The sequence below is a fragment of the Afipia sp. GW822-FHT03D08 genome (assembly GCF_058801645.1).
The window spans coordinates 346,412-368,937 of the sequence record NZ_JBXANK010000002.1; the positions used below are offsets into that span (position 1 = coordinate 346,412).

At 62.4% G+C, this 22,526-nt stretch carries 19 protein-coding genes; 10 read left to right on the forward strand and 9 right to left on the reverse strand.

Annotated features, from left to right (window positions below):
- Nucleotides 1-104: 104 nt before the first annotated feature.
- The gene (locus tag AC1RM7_RS16620; RefSeq protein WP_024920660.1) at nucleotides 105-1,400 is read left to right on the forward strand and encodes an MFS transporter; all 1,296 of its coding nucleotides are present in this window, start codon (nucleotides 105-107) and stop codon (nucleotides 1,398-1,400) included.
- Here the strand turns inward: AC1RM7_RS16620 and AC1RM7_RS16625 are convergent.
- A complete protein-coding gene (locus AC1RM7_RS16625; protein WP_024920661.1) occupies nucleotides 1,397-2,002 on the reverse strand; it encodes a hypothetical protein in 606 nt (201 codons plus the stop codon). The two genes, AC1RM7_RS16620 and AC1RM7_RS16625, sit on opposite strands and share 4 nt — an antisense overlap.
- A 149-nt stretch (nucleotides 2,003-2,151) precedes the next feature.
- On the reverse strand, nucleotides 2,152-3,141 hold the full coding sequence (locus AC1RM7_RS16630) for a hydroxyacid dehydrogenase (RefSeq protein ID WP_024920662.1): 990 nt from the start codon (nucleotides 3,139-3,141) through the stop codon (nucleotides 2,152-2,154).
- 187 nt (nucleotides 3,142-3,328) lie between these two features.
- On the opposite strand from AC1RM7_RS16630, the gene AC1RM7_RS16635 reads away from it, so the two are divergent.
- Nucleotides 3,329-4,042, forward strand: coding sequence for an RraA family protein (locus tag AC1RM7_RS16635; protein WP_024920663.1), 714 nt, complete (start codon nucleotides 3,329-3,331; stop codon nucleotides 4,040-4,042).
- 153 nt (nucleotides 4,043-4,195) lie between these two features.
- Here the strand turns inward: AC1RM7_RS16635 and AC1RM7_RS16640 are convergent, their stop codons facing one another.
- The gene (locus AC1RM7_RS16640; protein ID WP_024920664.1) at nucleotides 4,196-4,528 is read right to left on the reverse strand and encodes a hypothetical protein; all 333 of its coding nucleotides are present in this window, start codon (nucleotides 4,526-4,528) and stop codon (nucleotides 4,196-4,198) included.
- Nucleotides 4,529-4,609: 81 nt separating this feature from the next.
- On the opposite strand from AC1RM7_RS16640, the gene AC1RM7_RS16645 reads away from it, so the two are divergent.
- Nucleotides 4,610-6,028, forward strand: coding sequence for a protein adenylyltransferase SelO (locus tag AC1RM7_RS16645; RefSeq protein WP_024920665.1), 1,419 nt, complete (start codon nucleotides 4,610-4,612; stop codon nucleotides 6,026-6,028).
- Between the two features lie 127 nt (nucleotides 6,029-6,155).
- Here AC1RM7_RS16645 and AC1RM7_RS16650 read toward each other — a convergent pair whose 3' ends face one another.
- Nucleotides 6,156-7,169 carry an NAD(P)H-dependent flavin oxidoreductase gene (locus tag AC1RM7_RS16650; protein WP_006019657.1) on the reverse strand — a complete coding sequence of 338 codons (1,014 nt, stop codon included), beginning with the start codon at nucleotides 7,167-7,169 and terminating at the stop codon, nucleotides 6,156-6,158.
- Nucleotides 7,170-7,415: 246 nt separating this feature from the next.
- Here AC1RM7_RS16650 and hemE point away from each other — a divergent pair, with 246 nt between their 5' ends.
- Nucleotides 7,416-8,462, forward strand: a complete 1,047-nt coding sequence (hemE, locus tag AC1RM7_RS16655) for a uroporphyrinogen decarboxylase (protein WP_024920666.1) — start codon at nucleotides 7,416-7,418, stop codon at nucleotides 8,460-8,462.
- Here hemE and hemC read toward each other — a convergent pair.
- Nucleotides 8,459-9,427, reverse strand: coding sequence for a hydroxymethylbilane synthase (hemC, locus tag AC1RM7_RS16660; protein ID WP_034460689.1), 969 nt, complete (start codon nucleotides 9,425-9,427; stop codon nucleotides 8,459-8,461). The genes hemE and hemC overlap by 4 nt on opposite strands.
- Nucleotides 9,428-9,579: 152 nt before the next feature.
- Here hemC and AC1RM7_RS16665 point away from each other — a divergent pair, with 152 nt between their 5' ends.
- Together AC1RM7_RS16665 and AC1RM7_RS16670 are read left to right on the forward strand one after the other, a co-directional pair.
- Nucleotides 9,580-11,079 carry an FAD/NAD(P)-binding protein gene (locus AC1RM7_RS16665; RefSeq protein WP_492839186.1) on the forward strand — a complete coding sequence of 500 codons (1,500 nt, stop codon included), beginning with the start codon at nucleotides 9,580-9,582 and terminating at the stop codon, nucleotides 11,077-11,079.
- Between the two features lie 58 nt (nucleotides 11,080-11,137).
- A complete protein-coding gene (locus AC1RM7_RS16670) occupies nucleotides 11,138-11,953 on the forward strand; it encodes an HpcH/HpaI aldolase/citrate lyase family protein (RefSeq protein WP_024920669.1) in 816 nt (271 codons plus the stop codon).
- Nucleotides 11,954-11,973: 20 nt separating this feature from the next.
- Here the strand turns inward: AC1RM7_RS16670 and AC1RM7_RS16675 are convergent, their stop codons facing one another.
- On the reverse strand, nucleotides 11,974-12,570 hold the full coding sequence (locus AC1RM7_RS16675) for a TetR/AcrR family transcriptional regulator (protein WP_024920670.1): 597 nt from the start codon (nucleotides 12,568-12,570) through the stop codon (nucleotides 11,974-11,976).
- A gap of 224 nt (nucleotides 12,571-12,794) precedes the next feature.
- On the opposite strand from AC1RM7_RS16675, the gene AC1RM7_RS16680 reads away from it, so the two are divergent.
- Both AC1RM7_RS16680 and AC1RM7_RS16685 read left to right on the forward strand, forming a co-directional pair.
- On the forward strand, nucleotides 12,795-13,970 hold the full coding sequence (locus AC1RM7_RS16680; protein WP_006019651.1) for an efflux RND transporter periplasmic adaptor subunit: 1,176 nt from the start codon (nucleotides 12,795-12,797) through the stop codon (nucleotides 13,968-13,970).
- A gap of 150 nt (nucleotides 13,971-14,120) precedes the next feature.
- A complete protein-coding gene (locus AC1RM7_RS16685; protein ID WP_024920671.1) occupies nucleotides 14,121-17,336 on the forward strand; it encodes an efflux RND transporter permease subunit in 3,216 nt (1,071 codons plus the stop codon).
- Nucleotides 17,337-17,668: 332 nt separating this feature from the next.
- On the opposite strand, the gene hutX is transcribed toward AC1RM7_RS16685, so the two are convergent.
- The 3 genes from hutX to AC1RM7_RS16700 all read right to left on the reverse strand — a co-directional run bounded on the left by hutX (nucleotide 17,669) and on the right by AC1RM7_RS16700 (nucleotide 21,034).
- Complete coding sequence (gene hutX, locus AC1RM7_RS16690) at nucleotides 17,669-18,169, reverse strand: heme utilization cystosolic carrier protein HutX (protein WP_024920672.1); 501 nt, start codon at nucleotides 18,167-18,169, stop codon at nucleotides 17,669-17,671.
- 3 nt (nucleotides 18,170-18,172) lie between these two features.
- Nucleotides 18,173-18,508, reverse strand: a complete 336-nt coding sequence (hmuQ, locus tag AC1RM7_RS16695; RefSeq protein WP_024920673.1) for a heme-degrading protein HmuQ — start codon at nucleotides 18,506-18,508, stop codon at nucleotides 18,173-18,175.
- Between the two features lie 156 nt (nucleotides 18,509-18,664).
- Complete coding sequence (locus AC1RM7_RS16700) at nucleotides 18,665-21,034, reverse strand: TonB-dependent hemoglobin/transferrin/lactoferrin family receptor (RefSeq protein ID WP_024920674.1); 2,370 nt, start codon at nucleotides 21,032-21,034, stop codon at nucleotides 18,665-18,667.
- 243 nt (nucleotides 21,035-21,277) lie between these two features.
- Here AC1RM7_RS16700 and AC1RM7_RS16705 point away from each other — a divergent pair, with 243 nt between their 5' ends.
- Nucleotides 21,278-21,496, forward strand: a complete 219-nt coding sequence (locus tag AC1RM7_RS16705) for a hemin uptake protein HemP (protein WP_024920675.1) — start codon at nucleotides 21,278-21,280, stop codon at nucleotides 21,494-21,496.
- An 8-nt stretch (nucleotides 21,497-21,504) separates the two neighbouring features.
- Nucleotides 21,505-22,485, forward strand: coding sequence for a heme/hemin ABC transporter substrate-binding protein (locus AC1RM7_RS16710; RefSeq protein WP_034460686.1), 981 nt, complete (start codon nucleotides 21,505-21,507; stop codon nucleotides 22,483-22,485).
- Nucleotides 22,486-22,526 lie beyond the last annotated feature (41 nt).

The following is a 22,526-nucleotide window of genomic DNA, read 5'->3' on the forward strand; positions in this document are numbered from 1 at the left end:
CCGCGCATGATGTCGTTTGATTCCGTTGCAGCGCGTCATGACGCGCCGCCGTTCTCCGCTCATACTCCAATGCCTCTGACTCGCCTGTTGTCCGGAAGTCCCGCATGCGCCGCCTGCCCTTCTATTACGGCTGGATCATTGTCGCCGTAACCTTCATCACCATGGGCATCGGCGTGAACGCCCGCACCTCGTTCTCCCTGTTCTTCTCGCCGATCGTCGACGAGTTCGGCTGGGACCGCGGCATCACGGCGGGCGCCTTCTCTGTTGGCTTTCTGGTCTCCGCGTTGCTTAGCCCCTTGATGGGCAAGCTGATGGACCGCTCCGGCCCGCGCACGGTGATGGAGCTTGGCGTCGTACTGATGGGAGCCGGGCTGCTTCTCGCACCGCTGACGACACAGCCCTGGCATCTTTATATCACCATCGGATGTCTCGTCGGCGCGGGCAGCATTTGCCTTGGTTACTCCGGCCAGTCGCTGTTTCTGCCGAACTGGTTCGTCAAGCGCCGCGGCCTCGCGGTGGGCCTCGCCTTCGCAGGCGTCGGCATCGGCTCCATCATCATCCTGCCGTGGGTGCAGTTCCTGATCGACAGGAGCGGCTGGCGCGCGGCGAGTTGGGCGATGGGCATTCTGGTGCTGGTCGCGCTGATCCCGCTCAATCTGCTGTTGCACAAGCGCCCCGAGGATATCGGACTTCGGCCGGACGGAGACGCAGCGCCGACCGCCACGACCGTCGCACCTCCATCGAACATCGTCGATCCGGCATGGGCCGCGACCGACTGGACGCTCGGCCTCGCTGTGCGCACCGCGCGCTTCTGGTGGATTTCGCTTGGTTACTTTTGCGGTCTCTATGTCTGGTACGCCGTTCAGGTTCATCAGACCAAATATCTGGTCGAAATCGGATTTAGCTCCACCTCAGCCGCATGGGCGCTGGGCATGGTCAGCCTGATCGGCATTCCGGGACAGATCGCGCTCGGCTATCTCTCCGACCGCATCGGCCGCGAATGGATCTGGACGATTTCGTCGTTCGGCTTTGCGATCTGTTTCGCCATGCTGATCGCACTGCAATACACCCCGACGCTGCTGCTGGTTTACGTCATGGTCGTCGCGCAGGGCGCGCTCGGCTACGGCTTCACCTCGATCATGGGCGCGGTGGTCGCCGAGATCTTCCAGGGCAAGCACTTTGGAACGATCTTCGGCACCATCGGCTTCACCGCGCTGGCCGGCGGTGCAGCAGGCCCATGGGTGACCGGCATCCTGCACGACATCTACGGCGATTACACGCTGGCCTTCATCATCGGCATCGCCGTGAGCGCTTTGTCTTCCGCCGCGATCTGGCTCGCATCTCCCGGTAAGATTCGTGCCGTCGCGGGCCGCATGCACCGGATCGCGAAAGCAGCCTAAAGCCCGATCTGCACAGGATAACCCTCGCGCAGCGCATTGACGATCGACGGCGGTGTCAGGAGCCTGGCGTCGGCGAGACTTGCCGACGCGCGGCTGTAGCCCGCAAACGACCAGCGCCATGCCTCGCCGTTTACGATCATGTAGCTCTCGCCGCCGCTCGTCACCGTCGTTCCGCTCGGCAGCTTGAGCGCGGCGATGTGCAACGGATGCAGCCGTTTCTGACGGCCATCGAGCCGCTCGCCGTGAAGCACGGCGTCCATCTCGGTCGCATATGGCTTTGCGCGGCCATTGCCCTTGGCCCACGCGTCACGAAACGCCGTCGCGCCAACCCGGCGGCAGTAGAAGCATGGGCGATGCCCCGCCGCGAAAGATGTTGCTTCATCGAGAAAGAACAGCTCGGTCCAGCTTCGTCCGCCCATCACCTTGCGCCGGCGTCCGCGAAATTCGCAGACGCAGGTGATCCATGCCTTTGACGACCAGCGCCGGTTCAGCAGCGTCCTGGTCGCCGGATCGTGGATGATGCCGCGATTGCCGGTGAAGCGGCCCCGATGCGCGGTCGCAACGATCTCACCGAACGGCGACACGCGGTTCTGCAGCGGCATAGGCTCATCCCTTTCCGTCATTGCGAGCGAAGCGAAGCAATCCACCGTGAGAAGAATGGATTCCTTCGTCGCTAGCGCACATCGAAATGACGAACCACGGAATATCAAGCCACCCGGAAACCGATGAACCGCTGGAAGCGATCAGTTCCCTAGCTCAGCACATCCTGATTGATGACATTCTCGCGAATCGGTTTGCCGTCGAGCGCGCTGAGAATGTTCTTCGCGGTTTGCAGGCCCATGCGATCGAGCGCTTCGCGGGTCACGCCCGCCAGATGCGGCGCGGTGATGACGTTATCGAGCTTGAACAGCGGATGGTCCGGCCGCGGCGGCTCCTGCGCGAACACGTCAATGCCTGCGCCTGCAATCTTGCCCGAGGTGAGCGCCGCATGAAGCGCGTCCTCATCCACGATCCCGCCACGCGCAGTGTTGATGAGATAGGCCGTCGGTTTCATCAATTGCAACTGCGCCGCGCCGAACATATTGACGGTCTCCGGCGATTTCGGACAGTGGATCGAGACAAAATCGGCGCGCGGCAGCGCCGTGTTGAGATCGGTCACATATTCCGCGCCCGCCGCCTCGACTTCGGCTGCGTACTTGAACGGGTCGTAGACCAGGACGTTCATCTCCATCGCCACCAGCCGTTTGACCGTCCGCGTCCCGATGCGGCCGAAGCCGACCACCAGCGCAGTCTTGCCGAGCAGGTCATACGGGATCGCGCCGAGGCGCTTGGTCCAGTTGCCGCTCTTGACGATGTGGTCGAGTTCGGTGGAACGCTTCGCCAGCCACAGCATCATGAACAGCGCGCATTCGGCGACCGACGGCGAATTCGCGATGCCGGTGGTCATCAGGGGAATTTTCTTGCCGCTCAGGGCTTTCACATCCACCGCGTCGTAGCCGACGCCGATCCGCGCCACCACCATCATCTCCCCGGAAGACGCGATCTCCTTGGCGCCGAAACCGGTGCCGCCGAGCGCGACGCCATTGACCGGCGCGTGCTGCCGCAGCATTTCATTGAAATCCGGCGCGGAGATCGTGTTTGGAAACTCGATGGCCTCGATGTCGCTGCGTTCCCGAAACAGGGCCCACCCCCCGGGCGACATGGTTTCCACGATCAGCAGTTTCTTCTTGTTGGTCGCCATTTCATCCCCTGATGTTTGTTGATTTTCGTTCAGCGCGAGGCAAGCCGCCCATCATCGCCTTGTTTCGCCGTTTCCCGCAAGCCGGGAAGGCCGCGAGCCGCGCACTTGCCGCCTGCAATTTGCGCAGGCAAACTCGCGCCGCGCCGCATCGTTCGGATCAGCAGAAATAACAACAGGAGATCAACCCGTGACCCAGTCCGCGCCCCACCCCGCATCCCTGCTCGAAACGCTGGCGCGCTGGGACACGCCCACGATCTGCAACGCGCTGGAGGTCGTCGCGCCCGAACGCCGCCTGATCGGTTTCACCACCAAGCCGCTGGTTTGCCCGTTCCCGGACCTGCCGCCGATGGTCGGCTATGCCCGCACCGCAACAATCCGGGCCACTTCGGCGTCAAAGCTGTCGGCCGCGGATCAGCGCGCCCAGCGCGTCGCCTATTACGAATATTGCGGCACCGGTCATGGTCCGCGCATCAGCGTCATTCAGGATCTCGACGGCGCGAACATCGGCTTCGGTGCATTCTGGGGCGAGGTCAATAGCTCCGTCCACAAGGCGCTCGGCTGCCTCGGCGTTGTCACCGATGGATCGATCCGCGACATTCCGGCGTGGGCGCCGGGATTCCAGGCGCTGGCCGGCAGCATCGGCCCTTCACATGCTTTCGTTCATCTCGCAGGCTTCGGTGAAACAGTGTCCGTCGCTGGCATGACGGTGAGTTCGGACGATCTCATTCATGCAGATCGTCATGGTGCGGTCGTGATTCCGGCCAATGTTGCAGCGAAACTTCCGGATGCGGCGAGATTGTGCGAACGCCGCGAGGAGCCGATCCTCGGCATCGCCCGCGATCCCGGTTTCACCGTGGAGAAACTCAAGGAAGCCCTGGCCAAGGCCGCGGAGATTCATTAACGCGAGCCGATGGCGCAAGCCTCCTCGCAACACGCAATCAAAGGAAGGTTTGTGCCATGAAAGTCGCGCTCGGAGTCATCGTCGGACTGGTGATCGGATTCCTCGCCATGACCTGGTTCAAGACCGGCCATCTGCCGTTCTAGCCGTTCGTCCTCAGACCGCTTCGTAGGCGAACAACACTGCGATAACGGTGATGCCGAGCAGGCCGGACAGGAACAGGACGTCCGCGATGCGCTCATAACGCTCGCTTGCGCCGCTCCGACCCGCATAGCGGATGGACAGATAGGACGCCGCCGCGCTGACGAGAAACAGAATCGCGGCGAGCGCGGCATACTCGTCGACATGGCTCGGTCCGCTTCTGCTTTCCACGACCTTGACGAGGCCGACCAGCGTCACGCAAACGCCGATCATCGTCGCGGAGGTGGGCAGAATGTGACGGGAGAGCTCCTTGCTCGCGCGCGGATCTTTCTGCTGCCGGTCGGTCATGTTCGACTTTCTTTTTGAACCCGAACGCTGCGTGGTCCGTTATGCTGTATCTTCCCGCCGAATAAATTACCCGAGTCCTGAATGCCTGTCTCACCCCATTACCGCGCCTCGACCAGCCATGCCGCGCTCGGTCCCGAGTTCTACGATGTCGTCGCGGCGGCTGAATTTCCCGATCACATCCTGCGCTATCGTAATCAGCGCGCGGCGAAAACCGTCGGGCTCGACATGCTGAGCGACGAGGAATGGATTGCGCATTTCGGGCGATTCCAGCCATTGGCGGAGAATTTCAAGGAGCCGCTGGCGCTGCGCTACCACGGCCACCAATTCCGAACCTACAATCCGGAACTCGGCGACGGGCGTGGCTTCCTGTTCGCGCAACTGTACGACGACAAGGGCCGCCTGCTTGATCTCGCCACCAAGGGCAGCGGCAAGACGCCCTGGTCGCGCACCGCAGACGGGCGCCTGACACTCAAGGGCGGCGTGCGCGAGGTGCTGGCGACCGCGATGCTGGAAGCGCTCGGCGTCGATACCTCGAAAACCTTCAGCTTGATCGAGACCGGCGAGGCGCTGGTGCGCGGCGACGAGCCCTCGCCGACGCGATCCTCCGTGATGGTGCGGCTGAGCCACTCGCACATCCGGATCGGCTCGTTCCAGCGCCAGGCGTTTCTCCGCAGCACAGAAAATATCCAGAAGCTGCTCGACTACACGATCAGGACTTACATGCCCGAGGTGTGGCGCGACGATGTAGCGGCGCGCGCCATCGCATTTCTCGAAGAGGTCTGCCGCCGCGTCGCGCGGGTCGGCGCGCAATGGATGGCCGCCGGATTCGTCCACGGCGTGCTCAACACCGACAACATCAATGTCACCGGCGAGAGTTTCGACTACGGTCCGTGGCGGTTTCTTCCATTTCTGGAACCTGCATTCACCGCTGCGTATTTCGACGAGACCGGGCTCTATGCTTATGGCCGACAGCCAGATGCACTGTTCTGGAACGTCACCCGGCTGGCGGAATGCCTGCTCGGCCTTGCGGATCAGCCAAGTCTTGAAAAAGCGCTGGGGGTGTTTGAACCGGCCATCCGCCAGGAGTTCACCGATGCGATGCTACGGCGGCTCGGCGTCCAGCCGCGCGATGCCGTGAGCGACAATGAACTGGTGCGCGCACTCTGGATATTCCTGTCGGAGACGAAAGCCCCATTCGAGCAGACCTTCTTCGACTGGTTTGGCGGCCTCAAGAGCGCCGAGCGCGCGGCGAATAGCCCGTCGAAGGATCACTATGTAAACACGGCGTTCGCTGCCGTCCGCGACGCATTGAAAGATTTCGTTCCGCGCGAGGGCGTCGATCTCAATCAGGCCTTCTTCAGCAGGCCGGTCGCATGTTCCATGCTGATCGAAGAAGTCGAAGCGATCTGGAAGCCGATCGCAGACAATGACGACTGGTCGGTGTTTCACGCCAAGCTTCAAGCCATCGACGAGATGCGCGAGGCGTATGGGCTGGGATAAGGTCTATCCCATGTCATTCCGGACAGCCCACACAGCGGGCTGATCCGGAATCCAGAGGTTCATCGGAAATCACTTCGAGATTCCGGGCTCGCTCGCAACTGCTCGCGCCCCGGAATGACGTACTCCCTCACGCCACCTTCTTGCGCGGCGTAGCGGCAACGTAATTGCCATCGAGGAATCCGACGAGGCGCTTGCGGATGAGGTATTCGGCATCCGCCATGATGCGATCGATCAGTTCCTTGACCGTCGGGATGTCGTGGATCAGTCCGACCATCATGCCGCAGCTCCATGCACCGGCGTCCATGTTCCCGTCGATCATGACCTTCGGATAAACGCCCGCGACTTCCTCGAGAATATCCTCGATCTTGATGCTCTTGCCCTTTTCCTGCTCGATCTGGATCAGCTTTTCGACGCCCTTGTTGGTGAGAACGCGCTCGGTGTTGCGCAGGTTGCGCATCACAAGCCGGGTGTCGAATTCGGTCGCTTTGAGCAGCGCCTGCTTCACGTTGTCATGCACCGGGGCTTCCTTGGTGGCGATGAAGCGGGTGCCCATGTTCATGCCCTGCGCGCCCATCGCCAGCGCCGCAACGAGGCTGCGCGCGTCGGCCATGCCGCCGGAGGCGACGAACGGAATCGTCAGTTCTTCTTCCGCGCGCGGCAGCAGGATCATGTTCGGCATGTCGTCTTCGCCGGGATGACCGCCGCATTCGAAACCGTCGACGCTCACCGCGTCACAGCCAATCGCTTCAGCCTTCAGCGAGTGACGGACCGAGGTGCACTTGTGGATCACCTTGATGCCGGCAGCCTTCAGTGCGGGCATGTACTGCTCGGGGCTACGGCCGGCAGTCTCGACCGCCTTGATGCCGGCTTCCTTGATGGCCGCGATATATTCGGGATACGGAGGGGCCGAAAACGTCGGCAGGAAGGTGAGGTTCACGCCGAACGGCTTGTCGGTCATGTCCTTGCACTTGGCGATTTCCTTCGCCAGCAATTCCGGCGTCTTCTGCGTCAGGCCGGTGATAATGCCAAGGCCGCCGGCGTTGGACACCGCCGCCGCGAGCTCCGCGAAGCCAACGTAGTGCATGCCGCCCTGAATGATCGGATGCTGGATGCCGAACAGTTCCGTAATTGCCGTTTTCATGTGTTCCCTCTCCTGGTGTCTTCAATCCGACGTTCATTGCATCGCTTCTTCAAGCGGGCTGATCAGTTTACACCGTTACCTTAGGTGCGCGCGGCACGACAATGGTTCGGGCGGGCAAGGCTGCCATGTCTTCCGTTCTGAAAAGGAACGTATCAGGATGAACCGCACCGTCAACCGGTGGTCAAACGCTGAGACAGCGTGTATCAGGGCGGCGATAACTCCATTATCCCGCAACGGAATTTCCGCTTGAACAAGCCGCAGCCCGCTAAACCATTCCTCGACGTTCTCGCCGGAAGCCGCCGGGCCGTGCCGCCGGTCTGGATGATGCGGCAGGCAGGCCGTTACCTGCCCGAGTATCGCGAACTGCGCGCCACGGCTGGCAGTTTTCTCGACCTCTGCTTCAATCCCGAATGGGCCGCCGAGGTGACGCTGCAGCCGATCCGGCGCTTCGGTTTCGATGCCGCGATCATCTTCTCCGACATTCTGGTGATCCCGCATGCGCTGGGACGCTCGGTGCGCTTTGAGGCCGGCGAAGGCCCCCGCCTCGACCCGCTCGACACGCCGGACAAGATCGCGACGCTGGCGACAACCGCCGACTTCACCAAGCTCGAACCCGTCTATGAGGCGCTGCGCCGGGTCCGCGCCGAACTCGATCCGAAAATCGCGCTGATCGGTTTCTGCGGCGCGCCGTGGACGGTCGCGACCTACATGGTCGCCGGCCAAGGGACGCCGGATCAGGCGCCTGCGCGAATGCTCGCCTACCGCGCGCCCGATGCGTTTGCGAAAATCATCGACGTGCTGGTGGAAAACTCAATCCAGTATCTGCTGGGACAGCTCAAAGCCGGTGCCGACGCGCTGCAGATCTTCGACACATGGGCCGGCGTGCTGCCGCCGCGCGAATTCCAGCGCTGGTCGGTTGAGCCGACGCGCCGGATCGTCGAAGGCGTGCGCGCAAAGGCGCCGAATGCGAAGATCATCGGCTTTCCGCGCGGCGCAGGCGCGCAGCTGCCGATGTATATCGGGCGCACCGGTGTCGACGGCGTCAGCATCGACTGGACGGCGGACCCGTCGCTGATCCGCGAGCGGGTGCAGAACCACGTCGCCGTGCAGGGCAACCTCGATCCGCTGGCCTTGATCGCAGGAGGCGCGGCCCTTGACCGCGCGGTCGATGATGCGCTGGCGAATTACGCGGGTGGGCGATACATCTTCAATCTTGGCCACGGCATTCAGCCGGAAACGCCTATCGCGCATGTCGAGCAGATGCTCAAGCGCGTGCGGGATTATAAAGGCTAGACAGGCCGGGATCGCTCGATGATCGCCGCCGCGCCCTGCGCCAGCAGATCGAATGCCACCGCGCGGCCCAGTTCGCGCGGTTTGTCGGCAGGTCCGGTGCGGGTTGCCTCAAGCAACTGATCGCCCTCCAGATCGAGCACCGACGCAGTCAGCGACATTTCGCGGCCGTTGATCGTTGAGAACCCGGCGATTGGCGAATTGCAGTGGCCGTTGAGCACCCAGAGCACTTCGCGCTCGGCATCGGCGGACAGATGCGCGGCGGGATCGTCGATCAGCGCGAGATACTGCCGCGTCCGCCAGTCGTTCGCTGCACATTCGACTGCGACGATGCCCTGCCCTGCGGCCGGCAGCATTTCAAGCGCGGTGAATTCGTGCGCGATGCGGACTGCAAGCCCGACACGCTCCAGTCCCGAACGCGCCATGATCAGCGCATCGGCAGGGCCGACTTCGCCGCCGTCCGCGAGCTTTTGCATTTCGCCGTTGTCGAGCTTTCGCACCCGGGTATCGGCCGCGCCGCGGAAATGAATCACCTCGATCTCGGGAAACAGCCGCCGCGCGTAGGCCGCACGCCGCACGGCATTGGTGCCGATCTTGAAGCCCTTGCCTTTGGTACGCTTCAGATCGTCGAACGTGACGCCCGCGCGCAGCACCAGCGCATCGGTCGGCGGATCGCGCGACAGCGTCGCGCCGATCACAAGGCCCGGTGTGTCTTCGTTGCCCGGCATGTCCTTGAGCGAATGCATCGCCGCGTGCAGCTTTCCGGCGATTACGGCCTCGCGAATTTCGGCGACGAATGCGCCGCCCTTGCCTCCGTGCGGCAGCAGCAAACCGGTCTGATCCTGATCGCCGCGCGTCTCGAACTTGACAATCTCGACGTTCAGATCCCGCGCAGCAGCGGTGAGCTGGCGTGCGATTTCCTCGGTCTGCGCAAGCGCCATGGTACTTTTGCGCGTTCCGATACGCATGGAAATTGCTGCCACGTCTGCTCCATCTGGGGGCGAATTATTCGAGCACGATCCGGAAAAACGGAAACCGTTTCCGGCCGGATCATGGTCATATACAGGGTGGCGCACAATACGGCGAGCGGTCCCCCGAATGCAACGCATGGGCATCGAAAATGACGGGCAGCGATGCTTTCGGGCTCTGGACGCCGGGCGCATCATTCGGTCTTGATGCGGGTATGATCCAGCGTGCCCCGTCATCCACCGGCGAGAAGCCGCGTGTCGTTATTATCGGCGGCGGGTTTTCCGGCGCTGTGCTGGCGTGGCATCTGCACCGCACCGCGCCCCACCGCCACGACATCATCATCATCGAGCCGCGCGATGAGATCGGCCGCGGCCTCGCCTACGACAGCAGCGATCCGGCGCACCGGATCAATGTGCCGGCGCTGAAAATGAACCTCGACTTCGATGAGGAAGGCCATTTCGAACAATGGCTGATCGCAGCGGGATATCCCGCGCGCGATCCCAAGTCGGTAATCGCCGACATCCACCTGTTCCCGACACGCGCGGCCTTTGGCGATTATGTCAACGCCCATGTCCGTGAACTCGGCGACGCGGTGACGCACCACAAGACAAAAGCCCGCACTGTCGTTCAACTTGAGAGTGGCTACCGCGTCCCGTGCGAGAACGGCAATGACATTCACGCCGATGCCGTGGTGCTCGCCGTGTGCCACACCCCGCCGCAAGTGCCGTTGTCGATCGCGTCGCTGCGCCATCATCCGCGATTTGTCGCCAACCCGTGGCAGACGGACGCGCTGCGCAGCATCGCGCCGAACGATCGCGTGCTGATTGTCGGCACCGGACTGACCATGGCCGATATCGTCGCCTCGCTCGATCGCCAGGGCCATCGCGGCAAGATCACCGCAGTCTCGCGGCGCGGCCTTCGCTCGCAAACCCACGCGGCACAGTTCACCGACCCGTTCGGCGATTTCGCCAGCGAACCTTCGCGCACCACGCTCTCGTTGCTGCGGCATGTCCGCCGCGCCATTGCGCAGGCCGCGCGCGAAGGATTGTCATGGCATCCGGTGCTCGATCAGTTGCGGCTGCAAGGCTTCGACATCTGGCATGCGCTGCCGCTGCGCGAACGTGCCCGGCTGATCCGCCATCTACGTCCGTTCTGGGACACCTCTCGGTTTCGGATCGCGCCTCAAGTGGATGATGTGATCGTGCGGCGGATCGCGGACGGCACCCTGACAATTCAGGCCGCGTCGGTGCGTGCGGGCAAAAGCGCGGGGCACGACATCGCCGTCGATCTACGCGCGCGGCGCAGCCAGACGTGGGAGCCGGCATCGTTCGACGCCGTCGTGATCGCAACCGGCCCGGCCCATGGCACGGTGTTCGAGAGCAATCCGCTGCTCCAACATCTCGGCAGCAACGGCCTCGCCCGCCCCGATCCGCTTGGTCTCGGCATCGATGTCGATCTTCAGGGCCGCGCCATTGGACGAGACGGAGAGATCGCCGAGCACCTGTATGTGGCAGGTCCGCTGGCGCGCGGCACCTTCGGCGAGCTCATGGGTGCGCCGGATCTCGCGCGGCATGCCCGCAACATCGCCGAAACCATCGCGCACGCGGATATCCGCGCGGCGCGGTTGCCTCCGCATCCCGTCCAAGCTTAAAACAGGATCATCATGCGCAGGCGCGCTCCGCGCCGCGCACCTGCCTGCCGGAGATGCAATGACGTCCGCCCTCGCGCGCATCGGTTTTCTTGCGCCACTGTTCGTTCCCGCCACCCGGCCCGACCGGTATTTCAAGGCGGCCTCGTCCGGCGCCGACGGCGTCATCATCGATCTTGAGGATGCAGTCGCTGCACACGAGAAGGACGCCGCGCGCGCGACTCTGGTTGCTGCGTCCCTGCCGCCCAATTCCATTGTCCGCGTCAATGCGTTCGGGACCCGCTGGCATGAGGCGGACGTCGTGGCGATGAAGGGTCTCGGCATCGCCGGAATCATGCTGCCGAAAGCGGAAACCGCCGGACATCTGGAGAGCGTGCGCGCCGTGCTGGGCGATCTGCCGGTGATTTCACTGATCGAATCCGCGCACGGCGTCGCGGGCGTCCGCGAGGTCGCCGCGCATTCCGACCGGCTCGCGTTCGGCTATATCGACTTCAGTGCCGATGTCGGTTGCAGCATGGAGCGCGATGCACTGCTGATGGCCCGTGCGGAGATCGTACTCGCATCAAGGCTGGCCGGATTGCTGCCGCCACTCGAAGGCGTGACGCCGTCGTTCGACGATCCGGCGCTGGTGGAAGACGACGCGCGTTATGCGGCATCGATGGGTTTCGGCGGCAAGCTCTGCATTCATCCCAAGCAGATTGCGCCGACGCTGGCGGGATTCCGGCCGTCGCAAACAGACATCGACTGGGCGACGAAGATCGCAAACTCGGGAGATGGTGCAGTGTCGGTCGACGGCATGATGGTCGATGCACCGGTGCGCCTGCGTGCTCAGCGCATTCTTGCGGCGGTAAAAGCCTGCGACGCCGCCGGGGGCTAGGCTTCCATCTATAGGTAGGCTCAGGCCGCGACCGGCGGCCAGGTCATCAGAACCATCTCGACGATCTTCTTGAGTTCGTCGCGCTTGGCTCCGCCGACGGCCTGCACCGCAAGCCCCTGCGAAATCGTCGCGATGTAGCGCGCCAGCGCCGCGGGGTCCGCCGCGTTGGGGAGATCGCCTTCGGATTTCGCGCGCTCGAATCGCGCGCGCAAATCGCTCTCGAACTGGCTGCGGCGCACGCGCAATTCCTGCTTGATCGATTCAGCCGCATCACCACCGGTCAACGCGCCATTGATAGAGAGACATCCTGCGGGACATTCGGGATCGGTCACGGCATCCACTTCGCTGTAGAGCAAGTTCTCCACAACTGCGCGCGCGGTCGGCAGCAGCAGCGCACGCTTGGTGTAGCCCGCCGGGCCATCGATATAAGAATCGAACGCTTTGCGGAAAAGTTCTTCCTTGTTGCCGAATGCGGCATAGAGCGACGGTTTGGTAATACCCATCGCTTCGGTCAGGTCCGCCATCGACGCGCCCTCGTATCCCTTCTCCCAAAACACGTGCAACGCGTTTTCCAGAGCCTGGTCGAGGTCGAATTCGCGGGGTCGTCCGATCGCCACAATAAGAACCTTTCTGATTTTGTACCTTTCGTTAGATATGTCCCTTGACGGCGAAAGTCCAAGGCCCATTTATACCGAACGTTACAGTTGCAGCGCAGCAATAAAACACTGCAACCTCGGGGCAAATCGGAACTTTATTCTCTCGTCAGATGACGATCCCCCGCAACGTGTTGAAATAACAGCGATTTGCGCTTGGAGCGCGAAGCGCAAAAGTGGGGTCGATAATGAAAAGCCTTTCAAAAAGAACGAGCCTGATTGGAGCCAGCGTTGGTCTGGTCATTCTGGCAGCCGCTGGAGCCCTGATCTCAACCACCTCGAACAACCGAGCCAAGGCGGATGCTGCGGCCCCACCGCCGGCGACTCCGGTTTCGGTCGCGGACGTCAAGGAACGGGAAACGGCGATCTGGGACGAGTTCTCCGGACGCCTCGAAGCCGTCGAGCAGGTTGAAGTCCGCTCGCGCGTCGCGGGCGCCATCCAGGAAATCCGTTTCCGCGAAGGCGCGCTGGTTCAGAAGGACGACATTCTCGTCGTGATCGATCCGGCGCTCTATGCCGCCGAGGTTGCCCGCGCGGAAGCTCAGGTCGCCGCCGCGCAGTCGCGTCTCGTCTTTACCAAGAGCGATTACGAGCGCGGCCAGCAACTGACCGGCTCCAACACCATTTCGCAGCGCGATCAGGATAACCGCATCAACGCCTATCGCGAAGCGGAAGCCAACCTCAAGGCCGCACAGGCCACCCTCAAGACCGCGCAGCTTAACCTCGGCTACACCGAAGTCCGCGCGCCCGTAACGGGCCGGGTCGGCAAGCGCGAGATCACCGTCGGCAATCTGATCGCCGCCGGTCCCGGTTCGCCGCTGCTGACCACCATCGTCTCGACCTCGCCGATCTATGCCAGCTTCAACGCCGACGAGCAGGTCGTCCTGCGTGCGCTCGACGCGCTCGGCAAGGACGATGCGGCATCGAAGACCGGCCGCATCCCCGTCAAGATGGGGACCGCGACCAGCAATGGCCTGCCGTTCGAGGGCCAGATGCAGCTGATCGACAACCAGGTCGATGCACGCAGCGGCACGGTGCGGGTCCGCGCCATCTTCGACAACAAGGATGGCCGCCTGATCCCCGGACAATTCGTCCGCCTGCAGATGGGTCAGCCCAAGACCGAACGCGCCATGATGATCAACGAGCGCGCCGTCGGCACCGACCAGAACAAGAAGTACGTGATGGTCGTGAACAAGGAGAACAAGGCCGAATATCGCGAAGTCTCGCTCGGCGTCGCTGTCGACGGCCTGCGCGTGGTCACCGCCGGCCTGAAGCCAGGCGAGCAGATCGTCGTCAAGGGAATGCAGCGCATTCGCCCCGGCGCGCCTGTCGCACCCGAAGTGATTGCGATGGACGCGAACTGACGCAGAGCGTTCCCCATCAACAACGTCATTGCGAGCGAAGCGAAGCAATCCGTCGCTGAGAAAAGAAAAGCTGGATTGCTTCGTCGCTAAGCTCCTCGCAATGACGGCATCAGACAGTCGATTGCAACAAAACATTAATGAGATGACGTCATGAATATCTCGCGATTTTTTATCGACCGGCCGATTTTCGCCGGCGTGCTGTCGGCGCTGATCCTGCTTGCGGGTTTGCTGTCGCTGCCTGCGCTGCCGATCTCCGAATATCCGGAAGTTGCGCCGCCCATCGTGACGGTGCGCGCGCTCTATCCCGGCGCCAACCCCAAGGTCATCATTGAATCGGTCGCGACGCCGCTCGAAGAGCAGATCAACGGCGTCGAGAACATGCTTTATATGAACAGCCAGGCGACCACCGACGGCGTGCTGACCCTCAACGTCACCTTCCGTCTCGGCACCAATCCCGACCTTGCGCAGCAGATGGTTCAGAACCGCGTCTCGCAGGCGGAGTCGCGGCTGCCGGCGGTCACCCGCCAGCTCGGCATCACCACGGTGAAGAGCTCGCCGAACATCACGCTCGTGGTGCATCTGCTGTCGCCGAACGACCGCTACGACACCACCTACCTGCGCAATTTCGGCGTGTTGAACGTCAAGGACCGCCTCGCCCGTATCCGCGGCGTCGGTCAGGTCCAGATCTGGGGCGCCGGCGATTACGCGATGCGCGTCTGGCTCGACCCGCAAAAGGTCGCCGAGCTCGGTCTGTCACCCGGTGACATCACCCGCGAAATCCAGGCCCAGAACGTCGAGGCCGCGGCCGGCACCGTCGGCGGCGCGCCGAACTCCGCGGACGTCACGTTGCAGATGCCGCTCAACGCGCAGGGCCGCCTGAAGGACGAGCAGGAATTCGGCGATATCGTCATCAAGACCGGGCAGAACGGTGAAATCACCCGGCTGCGCGACGTCGCCCGGATCGAGCTTGGCGCGTCCGAATATGCGCTGCGTTCGCAGATCGACAACAAATCCGCAGTCGGCATCGGCATCTTCCAGGCACCCGGCGCCAACGCGCTCGCGATCGCCGACGAAGTCCACTCGGTCATGAAGCAGATCAAGCAGAACATGCCCGAGGGCGTCGATTATCGCATCGCCTACGATCCGACGCGGTTCATCCGCGCGTCGATCGAAGCCGTGATCCACACCCTACTGGAAGCCATCGCGCTGGTGGTGCTGGTCGTCATCCTGTTCCTGCAGACCTGGCGCGCGTCGATCATTCCCCTGATCTCGGTGCCGGTCTCGATCATCGGCACCTTCGCGGTGCTGCTGCTGTTCGGCTATTCGATCAACGCGCTGAGTTTGTTCGGGCTGGTGCTCGCCATCGGCATCGTGGTCGACGACGCCATCGTCGTGGTCGAGAACGTCGAACGCAACATCGAGGAAGGATTTTCGCCGCGCGATGCGACCTATCGCGCCATGAACGAAGTGTCGGGACCGATTATCGCCATCGCGCTGGTGCTGGTCGCGGTGTTCGTGCCGCTCGGCTTCATCAGCGGCCTCACCGGCCAGTTCTACAAGCAGTTCGCCATGACCATCGCGATCTCGACGGTGATCTCCGCGATCAACTCGCTGACGCTGTCGCCGGCACTCGCAGCCCTTCTATTGAGGGGCCACGATCAGCCGAAGGATGCGCTTAGCCGCGGCATGGACAAGGTCCTCGGCGGTTTCTTCCGGCGGTTCAACAACGTCTTTCAGAAAGCTTCGGATTCCTACAGCGGCGGCGTCAAGCAGGTGATCTCACGCAAAGCCGCGGTGATGGGCGTCTATCTGGTGCTGATTGGCGTTACCGCGGTCCTGTTCAGGGTCGTCCCCGGCGGTTTCGTGCCGTTGCAGGACAAGCAGTATCTGATCGGCTTCGCCCAGTTGCAGGAAGGCGCGACGCTCGACCGCACCGAAGAGGTGATGCGGCGAATGTCCGAGATCGCCATGCAGCAGCCCGGCGTTGAAAGCGCCGTAGCCTTCCCGGGCCTGTCGATCAACGGCTTCACCAACTCGTCCAGCGCAGGCATCGTGTTCTCGACGCTGAAGCCCTTCGGGGAACGCAAGGACCCGTCGCTCAGCGCCAACGCCATCGCTGCGGAACTGAACAAGAAGTACACGGTCATTCAGGATGCCTTCGTGGCCATGCTGCCGCCGCCGCCGGTCGACGGCCTCGGCACCACCGGCGGCTTCAAGCTCCAGCTCGAAGATCAGGTCGGCCTCGGCTACGAGGCGCTGGACGAAGCCAAAAAGGCCTTCCTCGCAAAAGCGATGCAGGCGCCGGAGCTGACCGGATTGTTCTCGAGCTACAAGGTCGACGTCCCGCAGCTTTACGCGGACATCGACCGCACCCGCGCGCGTCAGCTCAACGTGCCGATCACCAGCATCTTCGAAACGCTGCAGGTTTACCTCGGCTCGTACTACGTCAACGACTTCAACAAATTCGGCCGCGTCTACTCGGTGCGCGTGCAGGCCGACGGCAAGTTCCGCGCAAGGCCGGAAGATGTCGGCCAGCTGAAGGTCCGCTCGACCACCGGCGAAATGATTCCGCTCTCGGTGCTGTTGAAGCTGCAATCCGCCGCCGGTCCTGAAAGCGCGATGCGCTATAACGGCTTCCTCGCGGCGGACATCAACGGCAACAACGCGCCGGGCTATTCCACCGGCCAGGCCCAAGCCGCGGTCGCACGCATCGCCAACGAGACGCTGCCCAAGGGCATCGGCTTCGAGTGGACCGACCTCACCTATCAGGAGATCATCGCCGGCAACACCTCGCTCTACATCTTCCCGATCGTGATGCTGCTGGTGTTCCTGGTGCTCGCTGCGCAGTATGAAAGCCTGATGCTGCCGCTGGCGATTATCATGATCGTTCCGATGTCACTGCTGGCCGCGATGTTTGGGGTCTGGATCACCGGCAACGACAACAACATCTTCACCCAGATCGGCCTGTTCGTGCTTGTCGGGTTGTCGGCGAAGAACGCGATCCTGATCGTGGAGTTCGCGCGCGAACTTGAGTTCGCCGGGCGCTCTCCGATCGCCGCGGCGATCGAGGCCAGCCGTCTGCGGTTGCGGCCGATCCTGATGACGTCCATCGCCTTCATCATGGGTGTGGTGCCGCTGGTGACGTCTGTCGGTGCAGGCGCCGAGATGCGTCACGCCATGGGCATCGCGGTGTTCTCCGGCATGATCGGCGTCACGGCGTTCGGTATTTTCTTCACGCCGGTGTTCTACGTCCTGCTGCGGGGCCTCACCGGTAACAAGCCGCTGGTCCAGCACGGCGACAGCTCGATCGAGCCCGTCCCGGCCGCTCATACCGCACCTCATGCGCTGAAGGACGCGGCTGAATAGCCTGCCATGCCCGGCAGGCCACACGATGGCGCAAAGCTGCATTGCCCGTGACAGCGATGTGCCCGCGACGAAGCGATCCGGTCCTTGCCCCTCCAAGCCGGATCGCTTCAGTCGCACCTTCTGCAAAAGAAAATGGCCGGGGATGACCCCGGCCATTTTTATTCACACGACGAGAAACGAGATTCTGCTCCAGGCGGGATGCGCTCCCTCGCCCCGCCTGCGGGGAGAGGGTTGGGGTGAGGGGCAGAGCTGAGTGAATGGAGCGCAGTAGCCCCTCACCCGGATCGTTTCACGATCCGACCTCTCCCCGTAAACGGGGAGAGGTGAGAAGGTCAGCCCAGCGTCTTCGCCAAAGCGCGAAACTTCTCGAGCTGGTCTGTCTTCAGCGCGCGATTCTCGTAGCGGCCGACGAACACCTTGAACATCACGCCGCCATCGACGTTAAGAAACGCCGCAAAGGCGGACGGCTTGCCCATGAACGGCCGTTCGACGAAGGCGATGCCGCCGCAGCGCTCATGACGCAGATGGCCGTGCATCCCCTTCGGCTTCATGATGTTGTAGTAGCCACGCCCGATCTCGCCGCCGCCCACCGGCTCGGTGACCTCGAAGATGCCGTCCTCGGTGTGGATGATCAGCGTCACCTCGCCCCATGTCGCGATGTCCTGCATCGCGGGCACGAAGGCCGAGCCCGGCGCAAAGCTGCGCATTTCGTCCGGCAGCGCCTCGATCACGGCACGCGCCGTGACGTTCTTCTCCCGTGCGACGTCTTCGATGACGCCGCCCGGATTTTCCGCCATGTGCTTTTTCAGATCGGCCAGATCAGTGCTCAGCATGGATCAGGCCGCCGCACTGGATTTGCGCTCGGTCTGGATCACCTCGAAGCCCTCGAACTTCGGATGGCCGAGATAAAGGCTCTCGCCGGTCTGGTTATCGGCGCGGGCATGCGCCTTGCGGAATTGCTCAGATTTGGTCCAGGCCTCGAACGCCGCCTTGTCCGCCCACAACGTATGAGTCGAGTACAGCGTGTGATCGTCAGCCTTCGGCCCGCGCAGCAGATTGAATTCGATGAAACCCGCGAGTTCGCTCAGATAGGATTCGCGCGTCGCCCACACGGTCTCAAACGCCTGCTCGGAGCCGGTCTTCACCTGAAAACGGTTCATCGCAATAAACATTGGTCTTCTCCTGTTTGTCTCATTGTAAGGCCGAATGGCCGGTTATCAAAGTGTCGTTCATGAGAGCCTGCGCTGAAACGCAGCGAGCCGCGCAGAAAAGCTCTGCGCGGCAACCTCTTTTTGCTTTTCAAAAAGCAGTGACTGATCGTTCTGCGTTCAGCTTCCTCCGAAATGGTATTTGAGCCCGGCCTTGTAGACGATGCCCGCGCCCGCGCTGGCCCACAGCACGTCGTTCTGCGGAGACGTGAAGTCGGCGGCGCGCGGAATGGCATAAGGCCGGTAGTACTGGTTCAGAAGATTCTCGACCGAGAAGTTCAGCGCGAAATCCTTGGTCGGCTTCACTTGCAGGTAGAGGTTGACCAGATCGTAGGACGTGCCGGGCAGATACGTGACCGGGATGTCGGTATTGCTCTTCACCGACGTCCACATCGCCGACAGCACGACCTGATTGTCGAGGAAGCGCAGGCCCGCGGTCGTCGTCACTTTCTGCGGCTGGATGCTGTACAGGCCGATGTTGGTCTGGGTGTTCTTGCCTTCCTGCAACGTCACCGACACACCGACAAAGAAATCATTGGCATCGTACATCGTTTCAGCTTCGAAGCCCTGGATCCGGGCATGTGCGATGTTCTGGTACTGAAGATATGTGGTCGGAAACACGCCCGGAATCGGCGGGAAGGAATTGAACGGAGGTCCGGTGAACTGGACACTGTCGATATAGTCGTCGACATCGTTGCGGAACACGTTGAACTTGCCGCGGAAGCTGTCGCCGGCGCTGAACAGACCGTTCTGCTTGATGTTGACGCCGACCTCCTTGGTCTTGCCGACCTCAGGACGCAGGTTGGGATTCGGCAGGAAGCAGAAGAAACCGCGCGTGCCGTCTGGGCAGATCGAAAAGTCGCCTTGCCCGGCGCCGGTCGCGACGTGAGCGCCGTTCACGAGCGTCTCGGTGATCGAAGGCGCGCGATATCCTTCGGCGTAGCTGATGTAAGGCGTCATCACGGCAGCGGGCATCAGCCCGACAGTGATTTTCGGCGAGAAGCGGTCGCCGCTGGCGGAGCCCGCCGACGAGTTCAATTGATAGTTATCGTAGCGGACCGCCCCCACCATCTCGAGCAGCGAGGTGTAGTTGGTCTTCCACTGAACGAACGCGCCGGTCACCGTGCGTTCACCCCCGGGCGTGGTCTTGTTGGAGTTGCCGCTCTTGTCGAAGGTCGAAACGTCGTCTCGGAAACCGTCGCCGCCGTAAGTCACGGCATGACGCCAGTCACCAGTTTCAAAGCGGGACGTGTTGTGAACATCGAAACCGAAGGTGTCGATCAGATAGCCGCGCTGGTCGCCGATACAGCCGGTGATGCTGTTGCCCGGTTGACCGCCGGTGCAGTTGCCGGTGGCCAGTGCGGAGTTGTGCAGGGTCTTGACCTGCTGGCTGTCAGTCCGGTTCCAGTAGATCTTCGCATCCCAGTCAAAGATCTGATCGTCAGGCCGGGAGTATTTCCAGCCCAGCGTTGTCGTGTAGTTCTTCAGGTTGGTTGCATACACCGAGGTGCCGTTGCCCGCAGAGCCCGGCTGCGCGAAGGGGAGTCCTAAAGGGCGGCGCGGCTGGCCGACATTGTAGATGTCTTCCTGGAAGATTCCGCCGAGCTTGATTTCATGACCGTCGGCTGGGCGAACGGTCAGCTTTGCGATACCGCTCGAGAGCCGCTGCGCGGTGTTCTCGACCGGAATGCCAAGACCGTCCTTGTAGTTGTCCTGCGTCGAGTAAGTGCCGCCCGCGAACACGTCGACATTCGGATTGACATGGACGCCGCCGAAGATCGAGCCGAGCGCCCGGCCATGGTTGGTGCCGAAGATCGTATTGGTATCGACGCCCCAGCGCTCGCCGGGACGCACCACATCCTGGATGTCCTTGGTGCGGAACGACGCCACGCCGCCGATCGCGCCCGAGCCGTAGATGTTGGCTGTCGGGCCGCGCACGATGTCGATGCCGCCGATCAGTTCGGGATTGAGGAAGAACGAACCGTTCGAGTTGTGGCCGGTGCGCTGATAGTTCTGGCGCGCGCCATCGACGACGACCGCAACGCGGCCGAAGTCCTGCAAGCCGCGGATGTTGATCGATGTCGATGGATCGTCGCCGCGATCCTGTATCCAGACACCGGGCATAGTGTAGACGAGATCGCCGATGCGCGTGGCCTGACGTCCCTGAATCTGCTCCAGCGTCATGACGCTGACCGGCGCCAGCGCATCGATCGCGCGCTCCTGGGTTTTGGATGCGGCAACCGTGATTTCATCCAGCGACTGATAGACCGGCTGGCCGATCTGCGCGTTGGCATTCATTGGATTGCTCGGCACCGGCACTTCCGCCATCGGCGAGCCCGCGCGTTTGCGCTTGATCGGTTTCGGCTTGGCAGGTTGCACGGAAGCATCGGCAGATTGCGCATGCACCGGCGTGGCCGCGACCACTCCCCCCAGCGCAACAACAGACACGGATAATAGCAGCGCGCACGCGCGCGCATTCAGCCCCAGCATGACAGCCCCAATCTCAACTTTGTTTTGCGTGATGCGGCTGGCGGGCATCGCCCAAAGGCGGCTGGCTGGCTGTCGTAGAATCCCGTTGGTCTGCGCCAACGCGTTGCCACTTTTCGTAAAATGATCGGGCTGGGTCAAGCCGACGAACGATCAGTTTAAACCTATTGTAAACTTGAGTGTTGGAATTCGCGCGCCGACAAACCTAAGAACAACAGGACTTCAAAAACTGGACGCGCAAAACGTATGAATGCTGGCTCTCCTCACGATCCCGACGGCTCCTCGGGCAAAGATGCCGGCGATAAATCTAGAACGACTCTAATTGAGCGTTCGATCCCTTTGACGGATAACCATATCAACAGCCGCGACCTGTTCCTCACCTCGCGCGAGATCATGATCGTGCACGGCGAGGACACGTATCGTCTGCGGTTGACTGCGCAAAACAAGCTGATCCTGACCAAATGAAAAGCAGAATGCCGGCTTCCCGAACGATTGGCGCGACGTTTGGCGTCACGCTCGCCTTCACTGCGGGCCTTTGCGTCAGCGTCGTCTCGTTTGCGGCGGCGCGCGCCGAAGGTATCATCATCCACGACGCACGCGGCCGCGACGTAACCATCGGCAACACGTCGCGCATCGTCTCGATCGGCGGCGCGATCACCGAGATTCTGTATGCGCTCGGTCTTCAGGACAAGATCGTCGGCATCGACAGCACGAGTCTTTATCCGCCGAAGGCGCTCGGCGAAAAGCCGAATGTCGGATACATGCGGCAATTGAGCGCAGAAGGCGTGCTCGGCCTTAACCCGCAATTGATCCTTGCGATCGAAGGCTCCGGCCCGAAGGAAACTCTCGAAGTTATCGAGGCGGCAAAAATTCCGTTTGTGTCGTTCCCCGAGACTTACACGGAGCAAGGGCTGATCGATAAGATCAAGCTGGTTGCGCATGCGATGGATGCGGACGCACGCGGCGCCTGTCTCGCTGCCGCAGTCAGCAGCGACCTCGCCGAACTCAAGAAATTGCGCGACGGCGTCAAGCAGCCCGCGCGCGTGATGTTCGTGATGTCGTTCCTCAACGGGCGGGCGATGGTCGCCGGACACAAGACCGCGGCGAACGAGATCATCAAGCTCGCCGGCGGCGTGAATGCGGTGGATGGCTTCGACGGCTACAAGCCTGTCAACGACGAAGCCATCGTCGCGGCCAGGCCGGACGTCATCCTCACCATGCAGCGCGGCCGCGAACAACTCGAGGCGGAGGCTGTGTTCGCCAATCCGTCATTCGCGCTGACGCCTGCCGCCGCGAAGAAATCATTCGTCGCGATGGACGGGCTGTACCTGCTCGGCTTCGGACCGCGCACCGCCGCCGCAGCACGCGATCTCGCGCTGTCGCTTTATCCCGGCCTCAACGAGAAGGCTGCGACGTGGAAGCCTGCGGCGCTTTCCGTCGACTGCCATAAATGACAGTGACAGAAACGACGCCGTTGGCTGCCGCCACGCCCGGT